Raw genomic sequence first — 23,033 nt, forward strand, 5'->3', positions numbered from 1 at the left:
TAACTATTGGTTAACTTTAAATATCTTGCAAAACACGATGGAATCGGTTGACCTATCCACGGTAAATAGGTGTGTTTACGAAAATTACCGTGTGTACGAGAGGAAGTCGTGGAAAATCCGGCTCAGCTTCAGAAGGCTATTCATAAACTGATCGGCGCTCATGCCCGAGACCTGTCGGGGGCCTTGCATGAGCATCGTGTGAAGCTGTACCCGCCGGAGGCGCGCAAAACCCTGCGCTCCTTCTCGTCGACGGAAGCCGCCAAACTTATTGGTGTCAATGACGGATACCTTCGCCACTTGTCAATTGAGGGCAAAGGTCCGCAGCCCGAGATCGGAAACAACAATCGCCGCTCGTACACCATCGAGACGATCCAAGCCCTCCGCGAGTATCTCGATCAAAACGGAAAGAACGATCGGCGCTATTCACCCAAGCGCTCGGGTAAGGAGCATTTACAAGTCATCACCGTCGTCAATTTCAAGGGTGGTAGCGGAAAGACAACGACCGCAGCGCACCTTGCTCAATATCTTGCTTTGAATGGCTACCGTGTTCTTGCAATCGATCTCGATCCACAGGCCAGTATGTCGGCACTACACGGCTTTCAGCCCGAGTTCGACGTCAAGGACAACGAAACTCTGTATGGCGCAATGCGGTACGACGAAGAACGTCGTCCGCTAAAGGACGTCATCAAGAAGACCTACTTTACGAATCTCGATTTAGTCCCTGGGAATCTTGAGCTCATGGAGTTCGAGCATGACACGGCGAAAGTTCTCGGCTCCAATGATCGCAAGAATATCTTCTTCACCCGAATGGATGAAGCCATTGCCTCCGTCGCCGACAGTTATGATGTTGTCGTTGTCGACTGCCCTCCCCAACTAGGCTTTTTAACGATTTCGGCACTCTGCGCTGCGACTGCAGTGTTGGTAACCGTTCATCCTCAAATGCTCGACGTCATGTCGATGTGCCAGTTTCTTCTTATGACATCTGAGCTGCTCAGCGTCGTTGCCGATGCTGGTGGGAGCATGAATTACGATTGGATGCGCTACCTCGTCACGCGCTATGAGCCTGGCGACGGACCGCAGAACCAGATGGTGTCCTTCATGCGGACGATGTTTGGAGACCATGTTCTCAATCATCCAATGTTGAAGAGCACCGCCATCTCCGATGCGGGGATCACCAAACAAACGCTCTACGAGGTTAGCCGCGATCAGTTCACGCGCGCGACCTACGATAGGGCGATGGAGGCTCTTGAGAACGTCAACTCTGAGATTGAACAGTTGGTCCACAAGGCGTGGGGAAGATCGTCATGAAACGGTCGGCGAAAATAGAAAGTTGTCGGGCGACAACTTTTACCCCAATGCCCAATCAGTTTCTCCTGAAAGGAGCCGTCTAATGGCTCGCAAGCACCTTCTGTCGGACCTGGTTCCTGCGAAGTTGTCGGCCGACAACTCTCCGACTGAAACGCCTCCATTGCCAGAGCAAAGCACCTTTAGTGCCCGTGGTGCTATCGGCGCGGTTTCACGATCAATCGAAATGCTGAAATCGCAATCTATCAGCGAGATCGACCCCGATCTGATTGATGCTCCCGATGTCACCGATCGCCTTGACGAAAGCGAAGAGCACTTCGAGGAATTCTCGGCGCAGATCAAGGAACATGGGCAACAGGTACCGATTTTGGTTCGGCCGCACCCAGCGACCGAAGGGCGGTACCAGATCGCTTATGGGCGCCGCCGACTGCGCGCTGTGAAAGCCGCCGGGCGGCTTGTCAAAGCGGCCATTCGGCAGATGACTGACGAGGAGCTTATTCTGGCGCAAGGCCAGGAAAACAGTGCGAGGAAGGACTTATCCTACATCGAGAAGGCTCTGTATGCCGCTGAGCTTGAGAGCCGAGGATATTCAAGGCAATTGATCATGGCGGCCCTCGGTGCGGACAAAGCTGCTGTATCCCACCTGATTTCCACAGCTGCCCGTATACCAGCCGATATTATTCGGATGATTGGCCCTGCGCCTAAAGCTGGACGCGATCGCTGGGTGGAACTCGCGAGCCGCTTTGAGCGGAAGGGTGTTTTGGAAAAAGTGCGCACGCACCTGCTAGGGCCACTGAAGGAAAAATCTTCTGACGAGAGGTTTGTGCGAGTGTTTGAGGAACTCGCTCCAGCTAAGAATTCCGCGCCGCGCGCCCGCGTATGGACGGCGGAGGATGGGGTGAAAGCGGCAAAGGTCAGAGACGACGACAAGTCTCTTACGTTGATCATTGACAAGCGTGCGGCGCCGGAGTTCGGCAGCTACGTGATGACGATGCTACCTGAACTCTATCGATCCTACGTGAATGCCCGCAATGGCACCAACGGCGAAGAAGGGAGCAACTGAGCAAAGAAAAAGCCCTCCGAAACAGCGTTCCGAAAGGCCTCTCTCAGTTTGGTCGCTAAGAGAATCGCATTTCCCGGAATCGCAGTCAAGACATAACTGTCGTTTCGACAGGCGCTTTTGCTTTGCCTTTTGAAAGGTGAAGACAATGACTGCTATAAATGTAACGACGCCCTTTGGGCGGCGGCCGATGACGCTCGGCCATATTGCAAGCCAGATGGCCGCAAAAGCGGTCGCGCCGGACACTGTCGCCCACAAGTGGCAGGTCTTCCAGCACATCCGTGAAACCCGAGAACTGATCGGCGCCACGGACCGATCGCTCACGATCTTGAACGCGCTGTTGACGTTTCACCCGGAAACGGCACTGACCGGAGATGCTGAGCTCATCGTGTGGCCGTCTAACGAGCAACTGACGGCACGGGCCAACGGCATGCCCGCTACGACGCTGCGTCGGCACATCGCCGTGCTCGTCGACTGCGGATTAATCATACGTCGAGACAGTCCCAACGGCAAGCGGTTCGCTCGCAAGGGCAGAGGAGGGGAGGTCGAGCAGGCCTACGGCTTCGATCTGTCGCCGATCGTCGCCCGAGCGGAAGAGTTCCAAGACCTCGCCCTAGCGGTTCAGGCCGAAAAAAAGGCCTTCCGAGTCGTGAAGGAGCGCCTCACACTGCTGCGGCGTGACATCGTCAAGATGATCGAAACAGGCATTGACGAGGGTGTCCCTGGGAACTGGGGACGGGTCACTGAGACCTATCAGGGCATTATCGGCCGGTTGCCTCGCTCTGCGCCTCGCCAGCTAGTAGAGAGGATAGCGCAGGAGCTTCAGGAGCTCTGGACGGACATCCGTGACGTATTGGAAACATTCACAAAAACACAGAATCTGGATGGCAATGAGTCCCATTCCGGTCGCCACATACAGAATTCAAATCCAGACTGTAAGTTTGAATCTGAATATGGCTTTCGAGAAAAAGATGAAGCGGGCGGCGACGCTGCGGAAACCGACAATGTGCGGAGCTTGCCGAAACGCGAGCTGCCCTTGGGGATCGTGCTAGATGCCTGCCCCGAAATGCGGGAACTGGCGCAAGGAGGGATAATCCGGCATTGGCGCGACTTGCTGGCAGCAGCGGAGCTTGCCCGGCCGATGCTGGGTATCAGCCCGAGCGCTTGGCGAGAGGCGCGAGAAACCATGGGTGAGCAGCACGCCACCATCACGCTGGCGGCGATCTATCAGCGGGCCGGCCAGATCAACAACGCTGGCGGTTATCTACGCAGCCTGACCGATCGGGCGAAGGGCGGGAAGTTTTCGACCTGGCCGATGGTCATGGCGTTGCTCCGGGCGAAGTTGGACGAGCGGAAACACGCGGCCAGCGCCGGAAAGCCGCGAACGGATGAATATCCCGAAGACGATAGCCGTGTCCACGTGTCGGAATCGCTTCTGAGAAGCCTTCAGAAGCCGAGATCGTGGTGACCTCGCTACTCAGCGCCGGTCAAGTCGACGTCGGCGATCAATCCGGAACGTCGGGCGCGATCGATGAGGTTCTTCACGGAGGAGGGCGACCATTTGGAGCCGCCGCGTGGGGTGCGCTCATGCAGCTTTTCCAGCTGGGTGCCGATTTCGCGCAGCGTCAGGCCCGTGTTGGAGGAATGGATGCCTGCGACCAGCGTCATCAGCCGGTCCTCGGGCAGACGGGGAGGGGACTTGCGAAGCAAAGCCGGATCGGCCATGCGTTCCGCCACCAGCCACCTCACCGCGCGACGAAGACGTTCGGGCGTCCAGTCAAGGCCGCGCTGCTTGAGCATGCGGGCGATATCGTCCCACGTGTGATCCGGCCGCATGCGCCGAACGGTCGGAAGCCATTGGTTTGCGGAGGCCTGGACACGCTCGCCGTAAGCCGCTTTCTGCGCTGCGGTCATCCTCGCCAGCATATCAGGGCGTTTCTCGCGGATGCCGGGGTTGCCGGGCAACTTCCCCTTGGACTTCGCCGCTCTTATGCCAGCCTTCGTTCGTTCGGAGATCAACGCGCGTTCGAGCTGCGCCACAGCGCCGAGCACCTGCAGCGAAAACATTCCCTGTGGCGTCGATGTGTCGATGGGATCGTGCAGAGATCGGAAATGCGCTCCTCTCTCAGTCAGATCCTCAATGACCTCGAGAAGATGGCTGACGGAACGCGCAAGGCGATCGAGCCGTACCACAACGAGCGTGTCGCCGGCGCCGATCTCGCGAACGAGTTTGGAAAGGGTAGGGCGGGCACGCGAGGCGCCGGATCCGTGTTCCTGGACGATCACATCGCACCCGGCCGATCGCAGGTCGATCTCCTGGGCTTCCGTCGCCTGCTCGTCCGTAGAGACGCGTGCATAGCCGATCAGCCGGCCCTGTGGTGGACGGGAAGCCCGATTGTTCGTGTTAGCGACCATTTGCAGCGCCTCAGGAGTGTGAAGGGCAGTTTTCCAAATGCAGAGGATAAGGATAAACGATCATTTGTGGACGTCTCTATTCAATGGGGCGGAATTTTTCGCATGCGGCACCGTCCCGTGACGTCTTCCTCGTTGCCGTATATCTTGGGGCGGCACACCGCGAATTGGACCGCCGCTTGGAGGGTCAGTTCGCCCTCAGCCGGAACGGATCTAGGAGATCTCAGGTAATGGGAAATGACGGTATGAAGCAAGTTGCGAAATGCTCATGCGGCAAGTTGTCGGCTGTTGCGACGGGCGAACCGCGCAAGGTTTCCGCCTGTCACTGTAAATCCTGCCAGCGCCGGACAGGCTCGCCATTTGGGGTGGCTGTCTTTTTCGAGCGTTCTGAGGTTGTCATCGCGGGGGAATCGCGAACATACGTCCGATCCGGGGATAGCGGAATGAATTTGACGTTTCACTTCTGCTCAGACTGCGGATCGTCCGTTTACTGGCTGCCGGAGTTCCGACCCGGCCTGGTTGCCGTTGCCTTGGGTGCTTCGAGGATGCAGAGCGGTTCGAACTGGACCAGAGCGTCTACAACGAGTCTGCTCATCCCTGGGTAAGTCTGCGAACCAAATAGCATCGCCGGATAGGGGAGGGCCAAGCGATAACCCCTGCAGCCTAGGTTAAATTCATGCGAGAGCGATCCCGCCGTCGTTGATATCTGCGGGCCATCTCCGGAGACGCATGTCCCAGCTGCTTCTGGACACAGCGCTATCGACTCCGGCAGGGGAGGCGAGACGCGCCCGGAGCGGGTGAGATTCGACCGCATTGAGTGGAAGAGCTCACTCCATTTGGTCCAGCTTCTCCAACAAACCCTAAAGCATCTCGGCCGAGCCGTGGGTAAACGAGCTCGTCGTGAAGCTTCGATGACGCCATCGACCATGATGCACCCGGATCGCGGAGGATAGCCCCGAACACGTCCGCCCGGTTGTGGAGAACCGGGATAGGCCTCAAACCGCCTCGTGAGAGGTTGGCAAAGGCAACCTGGTTGGCGAAGGTGGTCTCGCCCCCACCCCGGGTGACCCTCGATCATGTAGGACGCGTCCTCGACAAGGACGCCTCCAAGAATGCTGTCCAGACGGGAAATGCCGGTTGATATTTTGGAAATTCGTTCATCGCGAAGGTCGTCCAGGATGTGGGGTTCGGCCGCACCGTAAAACCGGACGCGATTTTGCAGCAGTCGGGCCACACAAAAGGCTTTATTTCTTGACGTGGGGAGCTAAGGTTCCCACGAGGGTAGGGCTCTTTCCATTCATTTTTATCAATACCATCCCGGGATTTGTGATGCCGATGACAGACAAAAACGAAACCGGCGATGGCGATGGAGCCGACGGTCACTTCCAGCGACCCGAAGCGGTCGTCGGAGCGGATAAGCCGGCGCACGACCCAGCCGCGTTCCTGGCTGCTATCATCGAATCGTCCGAGGACGCCATCGTCAGCAAATCCCTTCAGGGGATCATCACCACCTGGAACAAGGGCGCCGAGCGGCTTTTCGGATACAGCGCCGCAGAAGCTGTCGATAAGCCGGTTACGATTCTCATTCCGGAGGATCGGCTTGACGAGGAGCCGGCGATCCTGGCGCGGATTCATGCCGGGGAGCGCGTCGACCATTTCGAAACAATCAGGCGTCGCAAGGATGGCACCTTACTCGACATTTCGCTGACGATCTCGCCGATCCGCAACGGCGACGGCCAGATTATCGGAGCCTCGAAGATCGCCCGTGACATTTCGGACCGAAAACGCGCAGCCGAACGCCAGGATCTTCTGCTTCGGGAGATGCATCATCGGGTCAAGAACCTGTTTGCCATCACCGGCAGCATCATCACGTTGGCGGCCCGCACCGCGCAGACGCCGGGCGAACTCGCGTCCTCAATGAAAGACCGTCTCGTGGCGCTCTCGCAAGCGCACGAGATGACACTTCCGAGCTTCACAGGCGACGAAGCATTTCAGGAGCGTTCCACGACCCTCTTCGAACTTTTGTCCAGCCTGCTTTCACCATACGGCGAGGGTGAGGAAGGGCGGTGGCGCCTTCATGGTGAAGACGCACCGATCAGCGCTGAGCGCGTAACGAGCCTTGCATTGCTGTTTCATGAATATGCGACCAATGCCGTGAAATACGGATCACTCTCCAGTGTACAAGGTCGATTGGACGTGACGCTCGGCGCACGCGAGGAGAGCTTCGAGATTTCATGGTTGGAATCGGGCGGACGATCTTCCGGCAAACCAGAACCAACAAATGCGGGGTTCGGCACGAGGCTGGAACAGATGATCATCTGCACCCTCAATGCAGAAGTTTCCAGAGATTGGCAGCCGCACGGCCTCCTGATCAAACTTTCAATGCCCCGCGCCGCTTTCGCCGCGCCAGTTTAGGCTTAGGCCTACGCAGACAGGTTGGTCACAGTGGAGTGGCCGATAGCAGGCGTGAGGCCGATCGTCTGCCAAATGCTGCGCCGCACAATATCCACTTGAATTTTTGTGCGATGCGGCCTATGTTGTTGTTACAAGGCCGCCCACCTCCTCCCGGGCCGCTTTGTCCGACTGGCAGCACTCCTCCTCCCAAGTTGTCAGTCATAATCGAAAGCCCGGTGCACCTCCTCCCGCACCGGGTTTTTTCGTTTCCTCGGGAGGCATGCTGGTCACCGATCTGATCGAGCGAGGGGAGGGGCCACGCTGGTTTTTAAAGCCCCGCGGCCTTCGTTAGGTTGACCCTGAAGCGGTCACGCCGCCGCTGATATCTGCGGGTCATCTCTGCAGACGCGTGACCCAACTGCTTTTGCACATAACGCTCATCGACTTCGGCCGAAGAGGCAAGACCCGCCCGCAGCGAATGGCCGGAGAACTTGAAGCCGCGCTCGATCTCACTGAGGTCCCCGCGAACGCCAGCGGCCATTGCCGCGCGTTTCACCAGTCGCGCCACTTCCTTGTCGTTGAGACGCTCGGCGCCGACGGATTTGCCCTGACCCGTCACGCGGCGGAAGAGGGGACCGTGTGCAAGCTTGGCGAACTTGACCCAGGTCTCGACCGCGGCGACCGGACAGGTGGCCTCGGATGAGCCACGGCCGACCTCGACCTCGCGCCATCCAGTTTTACCGCGCAAGGTGACAAGCATTCCTTTGTCGAGGATTTCGATCCAGCCGCGGCCATCTTCGGTTTGGTCCGGCTTGAGGTCGAGACCAACGATCTCTGAACGCCTTAGTCCCCCGGCATAGCCGATCAGCAGCATGGCGCGGTCGCGCAGGCCGCGGAGTGAGCCGCGATCGAGCGTCTCGATCATGGCGATGATATCCTCGGCCATCACCGCCTCCTTCTGCAGGGGTGGCCGGGCATGGCTATTGCGAATTCCGGCCATCACGGTTGCGATATGCCTGTCCTTGCGATCAATTGTGAGGCCGCGCTGCGAATAATTCCAGGAAAGCGAGGAGAGGCGCCGCTCGATAGTTGAGACGGAGTTGGCCTTAGAGCCTCGCTCAGCTGTGCCGGAAGCGCAGGCTGTGATGTAAAGCCCGACCGTTTGTGGATGCGGAGGGAGGGGGACGAGGTTCGAACGTCGGCACCACGCGGCAAAATGCTTCCAATCCGAGGCATAGGCTTTGCGGGTGTTGGCGGAACTGGCGGCTTCGACATAGGTCCGAGCCCGATCGGCGAGGCTGACAAGATGGGCTGGTGGATGATCGTCGCCGGCGAGGGAGGGGAGGGGGCTTTCCGCCGAAACTTGCGGCGCGGAAACATCACGGCCGGCCCCCGTGCTGAGAGACGGCGCTGAGGTCTCCTCGACCTGAACTTCGGTGTTTTGCTCGATGATGTGGGCCATTTCTTCATAATGAGCATAATGTCCGATAATGCAAGATTATCGGACATTATTTCTCACCGACAGGGCGTGCGGTTTTACGCGATATATCTGGCATAAACCGCGCTCATGGTTTATGCTCTGCCGCATGGATTCGCTTGCGCCAGCCACCGCGCCAACTTTGACATGGTCGCCCCGCCTGCCGAGCTGGACGCGGCCGCGAACGCACGATATCACGGAATCTGACGCCTCCTTCGCCGCCGGTATCGCGCTGAAATCCCTCGACGATTTGATCCGCACCGAGCCGCCGTGGCTCGGCTGCTGGCGCGACCGCCTTGCCTTGAAATCAGCCGCTGTCGCGGCCCGAACGCTCGGTCGCAACGAGGAAGAAACCGGTATCCGCGACGCGGTTTTGTTGACGTCCGCAGGTGATGATCCAGGACCAGCTGGAAAGCTGTTTCTGGCCACACGAATGCTGGCGCGTCAATCCGGGACTGTCACCACACCGTTCGTTAAGGAGCTTGTCGCGCTGCTGGGGATGAAGTGGGACGACAGCCTTGCTTCGATCCCCGAGATCGTCGATTCTGCAAATCAGTCCGGGCGAGCAGCAACCTTCGCGGTGGCGGACCTGATAACGGCGATCTATGCCGTTCGCCCGGACGCCGAGGTAATGGCCCTTAGCCTCGCCGAACTCGTGCTGGCGAACAAGCTGAAATGGCCGAAACCCGTGCCGCTGCTGTTGCCCGAGCGGTTTGGCCCGGCGTTCCGCACTATCGGTGGTCGCGGTCGCGTCCGGCCGGGTGAGCCAGCCTATCCGAAAGCAATCTGCCTGGCATTGGTGGACGGCGTTGAGGCCGCGCTACGGTCTGCAGTGGACATCGACCGCCGCGCTGCGCGGTTGTTGACCGTCGCTCCGAAAGTACGAACCAAAGGCGCCGAGCCGGTCATCCGCCGATTGCTGGCCGACGATGCGATCTCAGCCTCGGCGCCTGACAGCACCCTGTCGCGCTGGGCAGCCAACCGGTTGTTTGAGCGGCTCGAAAGTTTCGAAGCGGTGCGCGAGCTGTCCGGCCGCTCCTCCTTTCGAATATTCGGGTTATGACGATGGCCGGATCAGCTGCACTCAAATCATCACGCCGAAAGGCGAACGCCGCGGAGGAACCTCTTTATGATCGTGAACTGGATCAGTTCCCGCCGGAGATGCGCTGGCGCGAATGGATGCTGCGGGTCGAGGCGGTGATCTTTGCCTCGGCCGAGCCGATCACGCGCGAGAACGCTGGCACGGGTGGTCGGACAAGACTGCAGCATCGATCTGCTGATCGACGATCTGCGCGAGGAGCTGAGTTCCCGGCCTTACGAGCTGGTGTCGGTCGCCGGCGGCTGGCAGCATCGTACCCGGCCGCGGTTCGCGGAAACTGTCCGCGCGTCTTCGGCGCCGACCAGGGGAGGGGCCGCCGCGCTGTCAGAGTTCGAGGCGATGGTGCTGATGGCGGTGGGATATTTTCAGCCGGTCACGCGCGGCGAACTGTCGAAGATTTTTGGCAAAGAAGTCAGCCGCGATACCATCGGCAACTTGCGCGGTGCAGGCTTTATCGGCTCCGGGCCGCGTAGCCCGACGCCGGGCGCGCCCTATACCTATGTGACGACGCCGCACTTTCTGTCGGCGTTCGGTATGGAGACGCTGCGCGACCTTCCGAATATCGAAGCGCTCGAGGACGCCGGCCTGCTGAGCCGACATGCGGTTCAAAAAGAAATCGCCGCCTCGGAAGGCGGCGAAAGCGACGCGGACGAAGGAGCGTCCTTTATTGAATGATACCGGTCGTCTGCAGCCGCTTCGTCATCGCAATCGGGCTGACGAGCATTGCCGTCGAAGCCAGCGCCATCGACAGGCCGAGCTTCATTGGAAGAAGCAGCAACTGGTCGAGCAATGCTGTATCTGGATAGGCGCCTGCCGCGCTATCAATCGTCCGCTCGATCGGCCGGACGACCGCCTTGGCGGCATCTTGTACTTCCGTGCTGACCGGTTCAATACCGGGAATGCCTGTGGGGATCGGTTCACCAAGCTTCAGGTCTGACATGGTCGCGTCCTTTCGCGGTTGACGATCCATAAGTGCTGCAGCGAACAAAGGTTCCGTGCAGCATCGACCTCCAGGCGGTTCATCTGCCATCAGAGACATCACGTCACTCCAGATCGAGGGACTGCTTCAGTTCATCGATCCGTTTTGACGCTTCCGCCTTGGTTAGATCCTCGGCACAGGTATCGGGCTGATGCGCCTGCTCCGACAAGGTCTTCAGATAGGAGCGTTGGGCGCCGGTCAATCGGCTCATCGCCGCTGACCCAGTCGTCCGGGTCTTTCTGCGTGTTGGAAGAGGTATCGGTTTTCGGGTTGTCACTCATAACGATCTCCTGAATTCGTTCTGCAAACGTTCTTGGCTGGTTGATGGTTCCGGTTTGTGCTTGATCGGCGTAAGGAACTCGGCTGCCGGCCCTTCGTATCGCTTGCGAATTGCCAAGCTGAGGAGAAGACAATTGCCGATCATTGCCACCGCGGCTTGGTCTATCCCGAAAAAGGTGGCCGACCGGTTTGCGCAGGGAGGAAGCAGCCTCACCCGATATGCATCGGTCTTCGACGGCGTCGAGGTCAATTCGACCTTCTACCGCCGGCACAAGACGTCGACATTCGCAACGTGGGAACACTCCGTACCCGACGCATTCCGGTTCGCAGTCAAAATTCCTAAGGAGATTACCCACACTAGCGCGATGAGAGACATCGCCGAGCCGTTCGACACTTTCCTCGAAGACATCGCGCCTCTTGGAGAGAAGCGTGGACCACTGCTCTGTCAGCTGCCGCCATCGCTGACCTTCGATGTTGAGGTGCTCCAAACAGCGTTCAAGACGATGCGGGATGCCGATGATGGGCCGATCGTCATCGAGGTACGGCACAAGAGCTGGGCATCGGCCGAAGCGCTGGATCTGCTGAAGACCTATAGGATCGACCGGGTTCTGGCCGATCCTGCGCCGGTATGGCCGGTGGAAGATTTCGACACACCGCCGAAATACGTTCGCCTGCATGGCAAGCCAAAAATCTACTACTCAAGCTATACCGACGACGAAATCAAGTCGTTCTCAGCCCTGCTGGCGCCGGATAGCTGGTGTGTGTTCGACAATACTGCCTCGGGTGCCGCGATCGAAAATGCGCTGAACATGGCTGAAATACGTTGAGGCTCTCCGGCCCGAGCGCGAAGCAATAGAAGCAGCATTCGGATCGTACCGTCGGCGATGACAGTCGAGCGGAAGCACTCTAGCCTTCATCACACGGTGGCCCCTGATTCTCAATCTTTGCCGCGTGGGCCGCTTCGTCTTGCAGCAGGATGCAGGCTATTATCGCCGTCGATGCTTGGAAGTTCCCGCACGTCGGCATGATCCGGAGACTTACCAGCGCCGCGTTGGCTTTGAAATGACAGAGACTACATGTGTATATGATTATTAAGCAGGAGCACGGAACGATGCGTTTCTTCGTTAGCTACAATGGTGCAGACAGGAAGTGGGCTGAATGGATCGGGCATGAGGTCGAGGATGCGGGGCACGCGGCCGTCCTCCAAGCATGGGACTTTTTACCTGGCACAAATTTTGTTCTCCAGATGCAGGAGGCCGCTAAAACAACGGATAAAACGATCGTCGTACTATCGCCAGATTACCTAAACTCGCAGTTCGCCGCATCGGAGTGGGCCGCAGCCTTCCGGACGGATCCAGAGGGATTGAAGCAGAAGTTGCTCCCAATAATGGTCCGTCAATGCGAACCGCAAGGGTTACTAAGCTCGATTGTCTACGTCGATGTTTGTGAACTGGGTGAGGGTGAAGCTCGAGAGGCAGTTCGTAACGCCCTTGCTGGGAATCGGGCAAAGCCTTCGGCAAACCCAGTATTCCCCGGGACTAATAGACAAGAGGCTGCAAAGTTTGTCACCTGTCACCGTCGCTGGACAGACAGGTGCAACTCGACAAAACATACCGAGCTTACGAGTCCGCCACACGGATCTGGATCGAAAAAACTTTTTGCGAGACAGTTTCAGCACAATTCGGAGCGTGTTCGAACGAAACAGTGCGGACGCTCGCCGGCGAGAACCTCGCATTCACGTTGATATAGAGATGAATACTAATACCGACCTTCGCGCTGAATTTTTTCGTCGACGCAATGTCTGTTAATGCTTGTCGAGTGTGGTTAGGTGGCTTTCACGGGAGTGTCCGTCGTCGAATGATTTGAGACTTCCTCGGCTTTGGAAGAATGGAGTTTCCGGCTCGGTTTGCGCGTTGATTTAAGCTGCTTTCTTTTGGTGGTTCAAGCGGCGTTGTCTGATGGTGTCTCTTTTGATCTTTTCGCGTTCGAGCAGTATGGTCTGGCCGCGCCCGGAGTAGACGTCGGCTGGGGTAAGATTGTCGAGGCTTTCGTGATAGCGCCGATGGTTCTAGTGCTCGACAAAAGCCGCGACCTGAGCTTCGAGGTCCTCCTGGAAGAAGTAGTTTTCGAGCAGGATGCGGTTCTTCAGCGTCTGGTGCCAGCGTTCGATCTTGCCCTGCGTTTGCGGATGGCCGGGAGCGCCGTGGACCTGCCCGATCTTGTATTTCTCCAGCCATTCACCGAGATCGGAAGCAACGTAACACGGGCCGTTGTCGGACAGCAGGCGCGGCCGGTGTTCGACCTTGACCTTGTCGCATCCTGATGCCGCAAGCGCCAAGTCGAGCGTGTCGGTAACATCCTCGACTTTCATGCTGGTGCACAGCTTCCAGGCGATGATGTAGCGCGAGAAGTCGTCGAGGATGGTCGACAGGTAGAACCATCCCCAACCATGACCTTCAGATAGGTGAAGTCAGTTTGCCACATCTCGTTCGGGCGCGTGGTCTTGTCCTTGAACTCGTCGTTGGCCTTGATGACGATATAGGTGGGCGACGTTATCAGATCGTGGGCCTTGAGCAGGCGGTAGACCGAAGCCTCTGATACGAAATAGCTTTCCGTGTCGGTGAACTTCACGGCCAGTTCGCGCGGCGACAACTCGGCATGATCCAGCGCCATTTCGATGATACGGTCCCTGACATCGTCGGGAAGACGGTTCCATACCCGTGACGGGGCGGATGTCCGGTCTTCCAGCCCCTCGACGCCGTAGGTCAGGAAACGATCATACCAGCGGTAGAAGGTCGGCCGAGGAATGCCGAGCTTGTCGAGGGTCTGCTTGGCAGGCAGGTGGGATTCTTCCACGAGCCGGATAATCTCAAGCTTCTCGGTGGCGGGATATCTCATTCGTCGCCGCCCCCATCCCCGATCATGCTTTTTTTAAGCAGGCGGTTTTCCAGGGTGAGGTCGGCCAGAGCCTCCTTCAGGTCGCGGCTTTCACGGCGCAGTGCTTTCACCTCGTCAGTGGTTGCCGAACGGGCGGTGTCGCCCGCAAGCCGCTTCTTGCCAGCTTCGAGGAATTCCTTGGACCAGCTATAATACAGGCTCTCGGCAATCCCTTCACGTCGGCAGATTGCGGCAATGCTGTCCTCGCCACGAAGGCCTTCCAGCACGATGCGAATTTTCTCTTCCGACGAATGGTGCTTGCGCGTGGCGCGGCGGATGTCCTTGATCGTCTTCTCGGTCGTCGATGTCTGCGGCCCGGATTTTTGTCTCATCTTCGCTTCCTTTGAATGAGCTACGATGAGCCGAAAATCCTCTCTTCTCAATTAAGCCAGTTCTGTCTCATGGGCGCTGATGTCGGACAAATCGGTAGACGGTCGGCCATGACGGATGTAGTTGATTATCGCCCAGCCAACGTCTTTCAATAGCGGCAGTTGTATGCGGTGCCCGGTCTTGGTCTGCCTCACCCAGAGCCGATTGCCCGGCCAGTCGAAATCATCCAATTCCAGACGCTTGACGTCGATGCTCCGCAGACCGAGCCGCGTGACCAACGTAATAATCGCGTAGTCCCTTTTGCCGCTGGGATTGCCTTGATCGATGGCATCCAAAATCCTGGCCACATCGGCGGGATCCCACACCGATGGAACTCTGGCATGCTTGCTGGACTTCACCGCCGGGACAGCCTTCAATACGTCGGCATTGACCTGCCCCTGGCGCTCCGCGTATCTGAGAAAAGAGCGGACCGCGCACAGCTTTTGTTCGACCGTCTTTGCTTGGTATCCGGACAAGGTGGCAACAAACGCCTCGACTGTTCTGGCATCGCATTCAGTAAGTCGGCCGCGCGTGTCCACAAACGAAAGAAACTCTCCGGCCAGCGTCCCATACGTGCGCACCGTCGAAACTGCACAACCCTCGGCACGTAACGCGGCCTGGAATTTACCGATCAGCTCAGCCTGATGGGCTGCGAGCTTATCGCCCCGGCGATCATAGCGACGCAACACAGCGCCGTGAGCCACAAAGTCTCCCAGCATCTGAGCGACCCGAAACAAATAGACGTCCGTCTGCCGGGAGCGTGCCTGATTGCTCCTTCGCAAAAAAATCGCATGCGGCGTCGACCCACGCCATCGCGATCTCCAGGCTGAACTCCTCGACTCCCAGATCCGCGAAAAATGTTTCCAAGCGACGCCAACACTGGCGATACCAGATCATCGTCGAGTCTTTATACCCAAGACGCAGCAACTCGCGATCCAGGTCAACAACCAATGCAGATAAAGCCACCATCACCAATATCTCCAATCACAGGCCCGACACCGTGCCAGGCCAGGTGATCAATTTATCGGTGATTATGCGCAGTGTTTACGTGCAGGAGCCCAACAAAACCGCCCCTGCAACCAAGCACTGTGCATTTTACAGCGCTGGTCATAAGGTGGCGTGCTGTCACCGCTCGTGTCCAACATCATGCTCCACGAGTTTGATAAGTGGCTGGAGGCGAAATACCTGAACAATAAGGCCCGCAAGGATCGCTGGGCATGGAACTTCGGCATCAAGCAGGGCCGCCCCATCACGGATCGCGAGAAACGGCAATGGAAACCGGCTGTTGCCTATTGCCGATACGCTGACGACTTTGTCGTGATCGTAAAAGGAACCAGAGCTCAGGCAGAGGAAATCCGTGAGGAGTGCCGGGCGTTTCTGGAAGGCGAGTTGAAGCTGACGCTGAACATGGAGAAGACCCATGTCACCCACATCAATGACGGCTTCGTGTTTCTGGGACACCGGATCATTCGCAAGCGAGGAGCGCATGGACGGATGTCCATCGTCACGACGATACCCAAGGAAAAGGCCAAGGAGTTTGTTCGCAGGCTCACTGAAACCTTATCCGGCAATCATAGTGTCAGTACGGTCGACATGATCGCTGGCCTGAACCGCCAATTGGTGGGATGGGCGGCGTTCTACAAGTTCACCGACTTCACGGCGTACGTCTTCCGGCGCATCGATCATGTCGTGTTCTGGAAAATGGCGCATTGGCTGGGCACAAATACCGATCCCGCATCAAACCCTTGATGTTGAAATGGTTCAGGGTCCCGGAACCGGACAAGGCGAAAACCTGGCTCGTGTTTGGTCGCAACGAACGCGGTGAACCCGTCGGAAAAGCGTTGAAAAGGCTTGTCTCAAGCCCCAAAGCGCAATTCCGATGGCGCAATCCGGAGGAAAATCCATACAGCTTCCGGATCGAGAACCGCAGCACCGTCACGTCGCATTACCATGACGTTGCTATGGCCATGGGCCAAGCTTGAATAGAGAGCCGTATGCGCTGAAAGGTGCAAGTACGGTTCGGGGAGGAGAAGCGCATCTGCGCTTCTCCTCCACTTCCGATGGCTCGCGGTTTTGTCTATCCCCTGGCCGTCAGGCAATTGCTTGCAATTGCCGTGAGGCTCTGCGCCGTCGTGGACTGGTTCAGCCGGAGGGTTCTGTCGTGGCGGCTGTCGATTACGACGGAGGCGGACTTCTGCATCGAAGCGGTCGAGGAGGCGCTGGCTCGCTATGGAAAGCCTGAAATATTCAACACCGATCAGGGTTCGCAGTTCACCTCGATGGACTTCACGGCGGTGCTGAAGAACGCGGAAATAGCAATCTCGATGGATGGCAAGGGTGCGTGGCGGGACAACGTAGTTCGTCGAGCGGCTCTGGCGTTCGATCAAATACGAGGAAGTCTACCTCCACGCCTACAAGACCGTGTCGGAGGCCCGCACTGGCATTGGCCGATATCTGAGCTTTTACAATAGCCGACGCCCACATTCATCCCTTGACCGCCAGACGCCGGATCAGGCCTACTTCAACGCGCTGGCACCAATGATGATGGCAGCATAATCGAGGCGGAAATCCACTTACAAAACGCCCGAAACTGTTCAGACAACCCGAGCCAGCTCTTGTCACGGCATCGCTGGATGGCGGCAAGCGTGACACTCATGCCGGCCTGCGGCGACGAGTTGACTTCGATATCGGCCCGGGCGTTCTGTTTTAACGACTGAACGATCATCGCGCTCAATTTCCCGCGTTTCGGCCAAGTGGCCTGAAGAAGGCCCGCGCCGTTATCGGCAACTGTGATACGGCAGCCGGTGTCATCGACGACGCAGCGCAGGGTAATTTCTCCCCATCTTGGCCGATGAAAGCGTGCTTCAGCGCGTTGGTCAAAAGCTCGTTGACGACGAGGCCCGCAGGCATCGCGACATTGACCGACGCGGGCCAGGTGTCGACCTTCATGTCCAGCCTGATCCCTTCCACGGCGTGCGCGGTCATCACCGAGGCAGCGATCTGGTTGACGTAGGAGCCAAGGTCGATCGTCCCGCATTTTTCCTCGTCCGACAGCGAGCGATAAAGCAGGGCGAGTGCCTCGATCCGCCCTGCAAGCTGCGCAAACCGCTCACTTGCTTCGCTGTGCTGAACGTTGCGCGCCTCCATCCTGATCAGTGCAGTGATCATCTGAAAATTGTTTTTGACCCGGTGCTGCAGTTCGCGCAGAAGAACGTCTTTTTCCGCCAGCATCTCACTGACACTTTGATCCGATGAGGCCTGGTTGCGAGCAGCAAAGGCGACCAGGCGAAAAAGTGGAGCACCGTCATCGTCGACGATCGTGTTCGACCATACATCGATCGTCAGGCTCTCGCCCGGCCCGCCGGCCAAAAAGAACGCCCCGATATACTCTTCTCCGGACGTCACCGCGGATGTCAGCGATCCTTCGCCTGCGACTGCGCCGGCATTGAGATCGACATTCGACCAGGATTTTCCCTGAACCTGGTTCGCGGTCAGCGACGTCAGCCGCTCAAACTCCAGATTGACATAGATCAGCGCCTCGCTTTCTCCAAGCTCGGATACAGCGACGGCGAACGGCACATGATCGAGAAACTGTCGAAACCGGTGGTCATCCAGGGCTTCGGCAAGTTGGCGTAGGCTAGCTATACCTTCTGGGGAAAGGTTCTTGTCTTCGGGCTCACTCATGGAAACGTGCTCAACAGAGGGGCAGGATGGCTCTGCATAGCACGATGGATCTCCGGTCGCTTCAAAAACCTTTGGCGAAAATACAAGCGTCGAAATGTCACCTACAGCCTACCCGACCATTCGTTTGATGACAGAAACAATATCGGCATGAGCATATGGTTTTGGGAAAAAGCAACTGCGTGAAGGAATATCCGCAGGTCCGACCCGCTTGTGTCCGGAGGTGATGATGATTTCGATCGGCGGCCAGCGACTTCGCACCACGTGTGCAAATTCGATGCCGTTCAATTCTCCGGGCATATCGATGTCGGTGAAGATCGCACGAATATCGTGGGGCTCGCTCAGGACAGTCAATGCGTCACTGGCATTGGCCGCCTCACAGACGTCAAAGCCCGCATCGATCAGATCGTCTGCTATCGTCATGCGGATAATGGGCTCGTCTTCCACAATCAGAACCTTGATTGGCACCATGCTTCTTCTCATCCCTCCTGGGGTGGCGGATCGTCCGGGTACCTGCCTGAAGTCGCCTTTGTTCCTCTAATTGTCGCTATATGCGAGGTGTCCGCTTGGGGGAAATCTTCGCACCATTGTCGCCATTCGGCGAGCCTTCTCAAGACATTGCACCTCTTGACGAGGCTGAGTTAACCAGTATACGTTTAGTCAGTTTCGATTCGAAATAGCCGGTACCGGCCTCACGCTCGATGATCATGAGGATCAGAATGTATCTCGACATACAGGTTTCGCTGGATTGGCAACAGCGTGGAATGAATGCACGCGTGCTCGGGGTGAAGATTGATGCCAATCCTGTCCTGCCTTACGTCTCTGGTTCACAAGAAGCTGGAAAAAAGGAAGAATGGATACAGAAGGCTGAAGCTTGGTCATTCGGTTGGTGCATCGAGGATGCAAGCCGATCGGCCGGTGATAGGCGGCACCTCTTGGAAAGGTTCGAGCTGATCCCGCCGTCGCGAGAAATTCATCAGTTTTAAGCAAGTCAAGCTTCACTGAAAACCGTTCGCCAAGCAGTTCGGCGGCAGCATCGTGGGTCTTGTCTGCACAACTACAAACGGTGTCGCTGAACACGATCACGTGGAAACCGAGATCGATAGCGCCGAATACCGTCGCCAGCACGCAGACGTCGCTCTTTCCGCCGGTAGCAACGATGGTCTCGACGCATTTCCGCCGCAAGTGGATGAATGGCCTGCCATCAACCCAGGGGGAGTAGGTCATCTTGTCGAAAGTCCGCGCGGGGGCACTAGCCTCAGCAAGGATGGCGTGAAGCCCGCGAGTTCGGTGGCAGATCCTCGCAGCCTGTTGGACGAACCAGCCATGGCCGCATAACTTAAACATGGAGTAATCGCGGTGCGGTTCGCTCCATGGCCATTTTCTAAGCAATGGCTGGCAGGGGTGGTTGCCCCCGATAAGATGGAGATACGCTGACAGCTGAGGGGATTCCTGCGATCTGCATAGAAGCTCGACACACGCGAAAGGTCCTGAACGAGACGCTGAACAAGACTGACGCCAATGATGCGGTTGACCGATATCTGATGGTCTGGAAAAGCACGTTTAGCTTTTCAGCCGCGCTGATGAAGTCAGAATTGCCAATCAGCCGTTGCAGCCAAAGCACCAAACGTATTGGCCACACGGTTCGTTATCGAGCGGGCAGGCGACTGATGACGAACCAGGATATTTGCCTGCATCGGCGCGACTACAGGGCCGTTCGCGTCCGACCTAAAGCGCGAAACGAATTCCCGGAGGTTGCTCGCCTCGGTGGCCAAAGTGGCGCTGGCGGCATTCGTCTCCTCGACCATCGCGGCGTTCTGCTGGGTGACCTGGTCCATTTTGTTGACCGCGGTATTGACCTCCGAAAGGCCGACCGACTGCTCGCGCGCCGATGTAGCAATCGAATCCATATGCTGATTAATCGTCACGATGTATCCTTCGATCGCCTTCAGTGCCTCGCCGGTGTCGCTGACGAGCTTCACGCCTTGCTCAACCTCGATGCTGGAATTGCGAATGAGGTCCTTGATCTCCTTGGCAGCCTTCGCCGATCGCTGCGCTAGTTCACGTACTTCCTGGGCAACGACTGCAAATCCTTTTCCAGCCTCGCCCGCACGCGCTGCTTCGACGCCGGCGTTCAGGGCAAGAAGATTGGTTTGGAAAGCGATATCGTCGATGACACCGATGATATTGGAGATCTGTCCCGACGATTGCTCGATCTTACCCATCGCATTCACGGCGGAGGCGACGACCGCGCCAGACTGGCGGGCACTGTCGTTTGCCTGAATCGCGACCGTTCTTGCCTCGTCAGCACGCTTGGTCGAATTCGTAACATTGGTCGTAATCTGGTCGAGGGCGGCTGCGGTCTGTTCGAGCGATGCCGCTTGCTGCTCGGTCCGCTTAGACAGGTTGTCGGCACTTGCGCTGATTTCGCGCGAGCCACCGTCGATTGCTGTGGTTGTCTGAGCAACCGCACTCATTGTCTCGCACATTTGGCCGACGGCCTGATTGAAGTTGGAACGAAGCGATTCAAAATCGGTGGGAAGGGGCCGCTCGATCTGATAGGTCAGGTTGCCGTCGGAGAGATGCCGCAGACCTTCGGCGAGTGACCGTGTGGCCTCGGCCATTTCGTCTGCTCGCTTGCGCTCGATTTCTGCCGCACGTGCGCGCTCGTGCCTCCGTCTGATGGCGATGATGGGCAGCCTCGCTTTCGAGATTGCGCGAGCGTTCGGCATTTTCCTTGAACACCCGAACAGCCGACGCCATCGCGCCGATCACCTTGGAGAAGGAACGCGCAAACATCAGGAAACCGATCAGCGACAGAAGCGACACAACCACGCTGCCAATTACGGTTGCCCAGAGCGAACGGGTGCTTGCTGACAGAATGTCCGTGGCGTCGGCACCGATTTCGAAGACGCCAAGGCGGTCACCGGAAAAGTTTGTGAAGGGAATAGCCTGGACGACGATATCGCGCCCGCCGGAAGAGATACGCTCGAATGCAGGCTTGCCGTCGAATGCTGCCTGAATTTCTTCCGGCGTCAACATGGACTTACCGTCCTGGGTCGAGGCCTGGATTTGAAGCTTGCCTTCTGAAACCACGTTGACAGCAATCTTGCCACCGATCCGGTCGGCAATCGGCCCGAAATAAGGGTTGGACAGCTCGGTGCCGACATCGACTATGCCGACGACTTTGCCATCCTTGACCACTGGAGCTGAGGCATACATACCGATGCTGGCGCGGCCGGGCTCGATACCAGACACAACCCTGCCGGTCGAAAGAGCCTTGACGATCACTATCCGGCGGCCCTTCATGTCATCGTCGAATTTATCGGGCGCGTGAAGGCGAGCGATCGCAAAACCGTTTGCATCGACGAATGTCACGAACTGCAGGCCGCCTTCTTTGGAAATCGACGGCAAACCGGAGCCGTACTTGGTCAGAAACTGCTGGCGCCCCTTGGTAAGAATTAGATTTGCGGTGTCCGGATCACTTGCAAGCGCCAGGGCAACGGCAGCCGCAGCTCTTTGCGTTGCTGCCATATCGGTTTGAATCACCGAAAGGGCGCTTCCGGCTTTGCTATAAAGAGCCTCGTCATTGGCTGTCGATTGCCGGTACCAGGCCTGCCCGCCGATCATGGCGCTGGCAAACAGCACCGCGCCAAATCCATACACCGTCATTTTGACCCAAATGGGTTTACGAACCGATACGTTCATCGTTTTTCCCCGCAACAATGATCGAGTGAGATTTACCAAAAAAGCGTTCAGTTTTACTTAATGAATTATCTGGATCCTCTGTGAGGAGGAGGACGCCATCGCTTTCCACGAAAGGGGAAATGGGTGTATGTTTGGCGAACGGAACGCAGTTCAGATACGAATTGTCTTATTGAGATCGAGCGTGAAATCTGGCGTCGACATGGAACCTCAAGCAACCGCATCTCGTCATTCAGGCCGCCTTCAACTAGGCAGTGTGGACGGATTTGATCAAGATGAAGCCTGCGGCGATTGCGACGATGGAGGAGAAATTTTGTTTGGTCTTCTCGCATCGTAGCGCAACGCGCTTGAAGCGCTTGAGTTTTCCGATTGCTTGCTCGATGCGGGCGCGACCTTTGTAGAGCGCTTTGGGAAAGAACGTCGGCTTTGATTTTTGCCGTTGAACGATAAGGAATGACGGGAACCGCACCCCGCCTTCTTGCGGCCTGGCGGTTAGCCTTGCTGTCATAGCCCTTGTCGCCCATGGCGGCGCGGGGATCTACATCGGGGCCAAGGCCAAGCAGGATTGGAAAGTGCGGAGCGTCACCTTTCTCGCCCCCGGTCAGATCAAAGGCGATGGGATGTCCGTCGAAATCGGTCTTCAGGTGGATTTTGGTCGAGAAGCCGCCTCGCGAGCGGCCAAGCGCTTGGCCATATTGCCCCCTTTTGCTCCTGCTACCGAAACATGCGGCGCACCACGGTGCTGTCGAACATCTGAACCAGATCGGCCGACGTGCTCAGGCTGGCAAGGTGCTCGAAGAAAATCTCAAAAACACCCGCCTTGCTCAATCGGGAAAAGCGCTTCCAGACACTGTTCCAATGTCCATAGCGCTCCGGCAGACCGCGCCAGGTGATATTGTTGACGGAGAAATAGTGCAGGGCCTCCAAAAACAGCCGGTCATCTCGACCCTTGTCGCCCCGCCGCGGAAGCGAGGCGCGGAAAACCTCAAGTGCGACCGTCCAGTCCGCTTCTGTCATCTTCGTCAGCATCGCCGATCTCCTCTGAAACCGGCAACCCATGAATCATTCAAATACGGATTTGGGAATCGCAGAAATTAAACTTGCGGCAATCCGTCCACACCGCCTAGTGGAACTATCATCTTCACGGATCCCAGATTGGGGGCTTAGATTACGTTGATTGTTGCGTTCTCATTGCGTTATTCCATGTTATCAAACGCATTTGTCCGTCCTCAAAATTGCCCGTTATCCATCTGCTTGTAAACATGCATATTGGATATGACACTTTTGTGACAATGTGACTTGCAATGTTGCTAATAGTGGGAAACCATAGTCGGCT

General features: G+C 57.4%; 19 protein-coding genes and 8 pseudogenes. 12 read left to right on the top strand and 15 right to left on the bottom strand.

Features of this window, described 5'->3' with window-relative positions; translation table 11 throughout:
• Positions 1 to 108 precede the first annotated feature (108 nt).
• The 3 genes from repA to repC all read left to right on the top strand — a co-directional run bounded on the left by repA (position 109) and on the right by repC (position 3,833).
• Positions 109 to 1,308 carry a plasmid partitioning protein RepA gene (repA, locus tag AVI_RS23480; protein WP_012650473.1) on the top strand — a complete coding sequence of 400 codons (1,200 nt, stop codon included), beginning with the start codon at positions 109 to 111 and terminating at the stop codon, positions 1,306 to 1,308.
• A gap of 82 nt (positions 1,309 to 1,390) precedes the next feature.
• Positions 1,391 to 2,368: a plasmid partitioning protein RepB gene (gene repB, locus AVI_RS23485; RefSeq protein WP_012650474.1), complete on the top strand. Its 978-nt coding sequence runs from the start codon at positions 1,391 to 1,393 to the stop codon at positions 2,366 to 2,368.
• 145 nt (positions 2,369 to 2,513) lie between these two features.
• On the top strand, positions 2,514 to 3,833 hold the full coding sequence (gene repC / locus AVI_RS23490; RefSeq protein WP_041699296.1) for a plasmid replication protein RepC: 1,320 nt from the start codon (positions 2,514 to 2,516) through the stop codon (positions 3,831 to 3,833).
• Positions 3,834 to 3,838: 5 nt separating this feature from the next.
• Here repC and AVI_RS23495 read toward each other — a convergent pair whose 3' ends face one another.
• Entirely contained in the window at positions 3,839 to 4,780 is a 942-nt protein-coding gene (locus tag AVI_RS23495; protein WP_012650476.1) for a recombinase family protein, read from the bottom strand.
• Positions 4,781 to 5,022: 242 nt separating this feature from the next.
• Between AVI_RS23495 and AVI_RS29860 the strand changes: the two genes are divergently transcribed.
• The gene (locus tag AVI_RS29860; RefSeq protein WP_335337354.1) at positions 5,023 to 5,382 is read left to right on the top strand and encodes a GFA family protein; all 360 of its coding nucleotides are present in this window, start codon (positions 5,023 to 5,025) and stop codon (positions 5,380 to 5,382) included.
• A 58-nt stretch (positions 5,383 to 5,440) separates the two neighbouring features.
• On the opposite strand, the pseudogene AVI_RS31540 reads toward AVI_RS29860, so the two are convergent.
• A pseudogene (locus AVI_RS31540) lies at positions 5,441 to 5,577 on the bottom strand (integrase); the annotation flags it as partial.
• Between the two features lie 535 nt (positions 5,578 to 6,112).
• Here AVI_RS31540 and AVI_RS23500 point away from each other — a divergent pair.
• Positions 6,113 to 7,192: a sensor histidine kinase gene (locus AVI_RS23500; protein ID WP_012650477.1), complete on the top strand. Its 1,080-nt coding sequence runs from the start codon at positions 6,113 to 6,115 to the stop codon at positions 7,190 to 7,192.
• Between the two features lie 307 nt (positions 7,193 to 7,499).
• Here AVI_RS23500 and AVI_RS23505 read toward each other — a convergent pair whose 3' ends face one another.
• Entirely contained in the window at positions 7,500 to 8,633 is a 1,134-nt protein-coding gene (locus AVI_RS23505) for a site-specific integrase (RefSeq protein WP_012650478.1), read from the bottom strand.
• A 124-nt stretch (positions 8,634 to 8,757) separates the two neighbouring features.
• On the opposite strand from AVI_RS23505, the gene AVI_RS23510 reads away from it, so the two are divergent.
• Entirely contained in the window at positions 8,758 to 9,711 is a 954-nt protein-coding gene (locus AVI_RS23510; protein WP_041699298.1) for a DUF1403 family protein, read from the top strand.
• Between the two features lie 2 nt (positions 9,712 to 9,713).
• Positions 9,714 to 10,422, top strand: a pseudogene (scpB, locus tag AVI_RS23515) (SMC-Scp complex subunit ScpB).
• Here scpB and AVI_RS23520 read toward each other — a convergent pair.
• Both AVI_RS23520 and AVI_RS23525 read right to left on the bottom strand, forming a co-directional pair.
• Positions 10,412 to 10,687: a hypothetical protein gene (locus tag AVI_RS23520; RefSeq protein WP_139191523.1), complete on the bottom strand. Its 276-nt coding sequence runs from the start codon at positions 10,685 to 10,687 to the stop codon at positions 10,412 to 10,414. The pseudogene scpB and the gene AVI_RS23520 sit on opposite strands and share 11 nt — an antisense overlap.
• Before the next feature lie 103 nt (positions 10,688 to 10,790).
• Positions 10,791 to 11,007 (bottom strand): annotated as a pseudogene (locus AVI_RS23525) (DUF3072 domain-containing protein).
• Positions 11,008 to 11,139: 132 nt separating this feature from the next.
• Here AVI_RS23525 and AVI_RS23530 point away from each other — a divergent pair.
• Positions 11,140 to 11,832: a DUF72 domain-containing protein gene (locus AVI_RS23530; RefSeq protein ID WP_012650483.1), complete on the top strand. Its 693-nt coding sequence runs from the start codon at positions 11,140 to 11,142 to the stop codon at positions 11,830 to 11,832.
• Positions 11,833 to 12,116: 284 nt separating this feature from the next.
• A complete protein-coding gene (locus AVI_RS23535) occupies positions 12,117 to 12,749 on the top strand; it encodes a toll/interleukin-1 receptor domain-containing protein (RefSeq protein ID WP_080517069.1) in 633 nt (210 codons plus the stop codon).
• A gap of 174 nt (positions 12,750 to 12,923) precedes the next feature.
• Here AVI_RS23535 and AVI_RS23540 read toward each other — a convergent pair.
• The 3 genes and pseudogenes from AVI_RS23540 to AVI_RS31250 all read right to left on the bottom strand — a co-directional run bounded on the left by AVI_RS23540 (position 12,924) and on the right by AVI_RS31250 (position 15,280).
• Positions 12,924 to 14,274, bottom strand: a pseudogene (locus tag AVI_RS23540) (IS3 family transposase).
• A gap of 51 nt (positions 14,275 to 14,325) precedes the next feature.
• Positions 14,326 to 15,015 carry a tyrosine-type recombinase/integrase gene (locus AVI_RS23550; RefSeq protein WP_244427805.1) on the bottom strand — a complete coding sequence of 230 codons (690 nt, stop codon included), beginning with the start codon at positions 15,013 to 15,015 and terminating at the stop codon, positions 14,326 to 14,328.
• On the bottom strand, positions 14,984 to 15,280 hold the full coding sequence (locus AVI_RS31250; RefSeq protein WP_049777436.1) for a hypothetical protein: 297 nt from the start codon (positions 15,278 to 15,280) through the stop codon (positions 14,984 to 14,986). Before AVI_RS31250 ends, AVI_RS23550 begins: the two co-directional genes overlap by 32 nt.
• A gap of 144 nt (positions 15,281 to 15,424) precedes the next feature.
• Here AVI_RS31250 and AVI_RS23555 point away from each other — a divergent pair.
• Together AVI_RS23555 and AVI_RS23560 are read left to right on the top strand one after the other, a co-directional pair.
• Positions 15,425 to 16,293: pseudogene (locus tag AVI_RS23555) on the top strand (reverse transcriptase domain-containing protein); the annotation flags it as partial.
• Between the two features lie 72 nt (positions 16,294 to 16,365).
• Positions 16,366 to 16,867, top strand: a pseudogene (locus AVI_RS23560) (transposase); the annotation flags it as partial.
• Positions 16,868 to 16,952: 85 nt separating this feature from the next.
• Here the strand turns inward: AVI_RS23560 and AVI_RS23565 are convergent.
• Together AVI_RS23565 and AVI_RS23570 are read right to left on the bottom strand one after the other, a co-directional pair.
• Positions 16,953 to 17,995, bottom strand: a pseudogene (locus tag AVI_RS23565) (sensor histidine kinase); the annotation flags it as partial.
• Between the two features lie 108 nt (positions 17,996 to 18,103).
• Entirely contained in the window at positions 18,104 to 18,463 is a 360-nt protein-coding gene (locus AVI_RS23570) for a response regulator (RefSeq protein WP_041699302.1), read from the bottom strand.
• 293 nt (positions 18,464 to 18,756) lie between these two features.
• On the opposite strand from AVI_RS23570, the gene AVI_RS31860 reads away from it, so the two are divergent.
• Positions 18,757 to 18,978 carry a hypothetical protein gene (locus AVI_RS31860; protein WP_417883971.1) on the top strand — a complete coding sequence of 74 codons (222 nt, stop codon included), beginning with the start codon at positions 18,757 to 18,759 and terminating at the stop codon, positions 18,976 to 18,978.
• Between the two features lie 79 nt (positions 18,979 to 19,057).
• Here AVI_RS31860 and AVI_RS31865 read toward each other — a convergent pair.
• The 5 genes and pseudogenes from AVI_RS31865 to AVI_RS29305 form a co-directional block, all read right to left on the bottom strand.
• Positions 19,058 to 19,339: pseudogene (locus AVI_RS31865) on the bottom strand (cysteine hydrolase family protein); the annotation flags it as partial.
• A 242-nt stretch (positions 19,340 to 19,581) separates the two neighbouring features.
• A complete protein-coding gene (locus AVI_RS31870; protein ID WP_417883956.1) occupies positions 19,582 to 20,616 on the bottom strand; it encodes a methyl-accepting chemotaxis protein in 1,035 nt (344 codons plus the stop codon).
• Positions 20,519 to 21,700, bottom strand: a complete 1,182-nt coding sequence (locus tag AVI_RS31875) for a cache domain-containing protein (RefSeq protein ID WP_417883957.1) — start codon at positions 21,698 to 21,700, stop codon at positions 20,519 to 20,521. Before AVI_RS31875 ends, AVI_RS31870 begins: the two co-directional genes overlap by 98 nt.
• A gap of 65 nt (positions 21,701 to 21,765) precedes the next feature.
• Complete coding sequence (locus AVI_RS31880) at positions 21,766 to 22,461, bottom strand: transposase (protein WP_417883973.1); 696 nt, start codon at positions 22,459 to 22,461, stop codon at positions 21,766 to 21,768.
• Complete coding sequence (locus tag AVI_RS29305) at positions 22,412 to 22,726, bottom strand: transposase (protein ID WP_012650490.1); 315 nt, start codon at positions 22,724 to 22,726, stop codon at positions 22,412 to 22,414. Before AVI_RS29305 ends, AVI_RS31880 begins: the two co-directional genes overlap by 50 nt.
• Positions 22,727 to 23,033: the final 307 nt, after the last annotated feature.

This window comes from Allorhizobium ampelinum S4 (assembly GCF_000016285.1).
GTDB classification, from domain to species: Bacteria; Pseudomonadota; Alphaproteobacteria; order Rhizobiales; family Rhizobiaceae; genus Allorhizobium; species Allorhizobium ampelinum.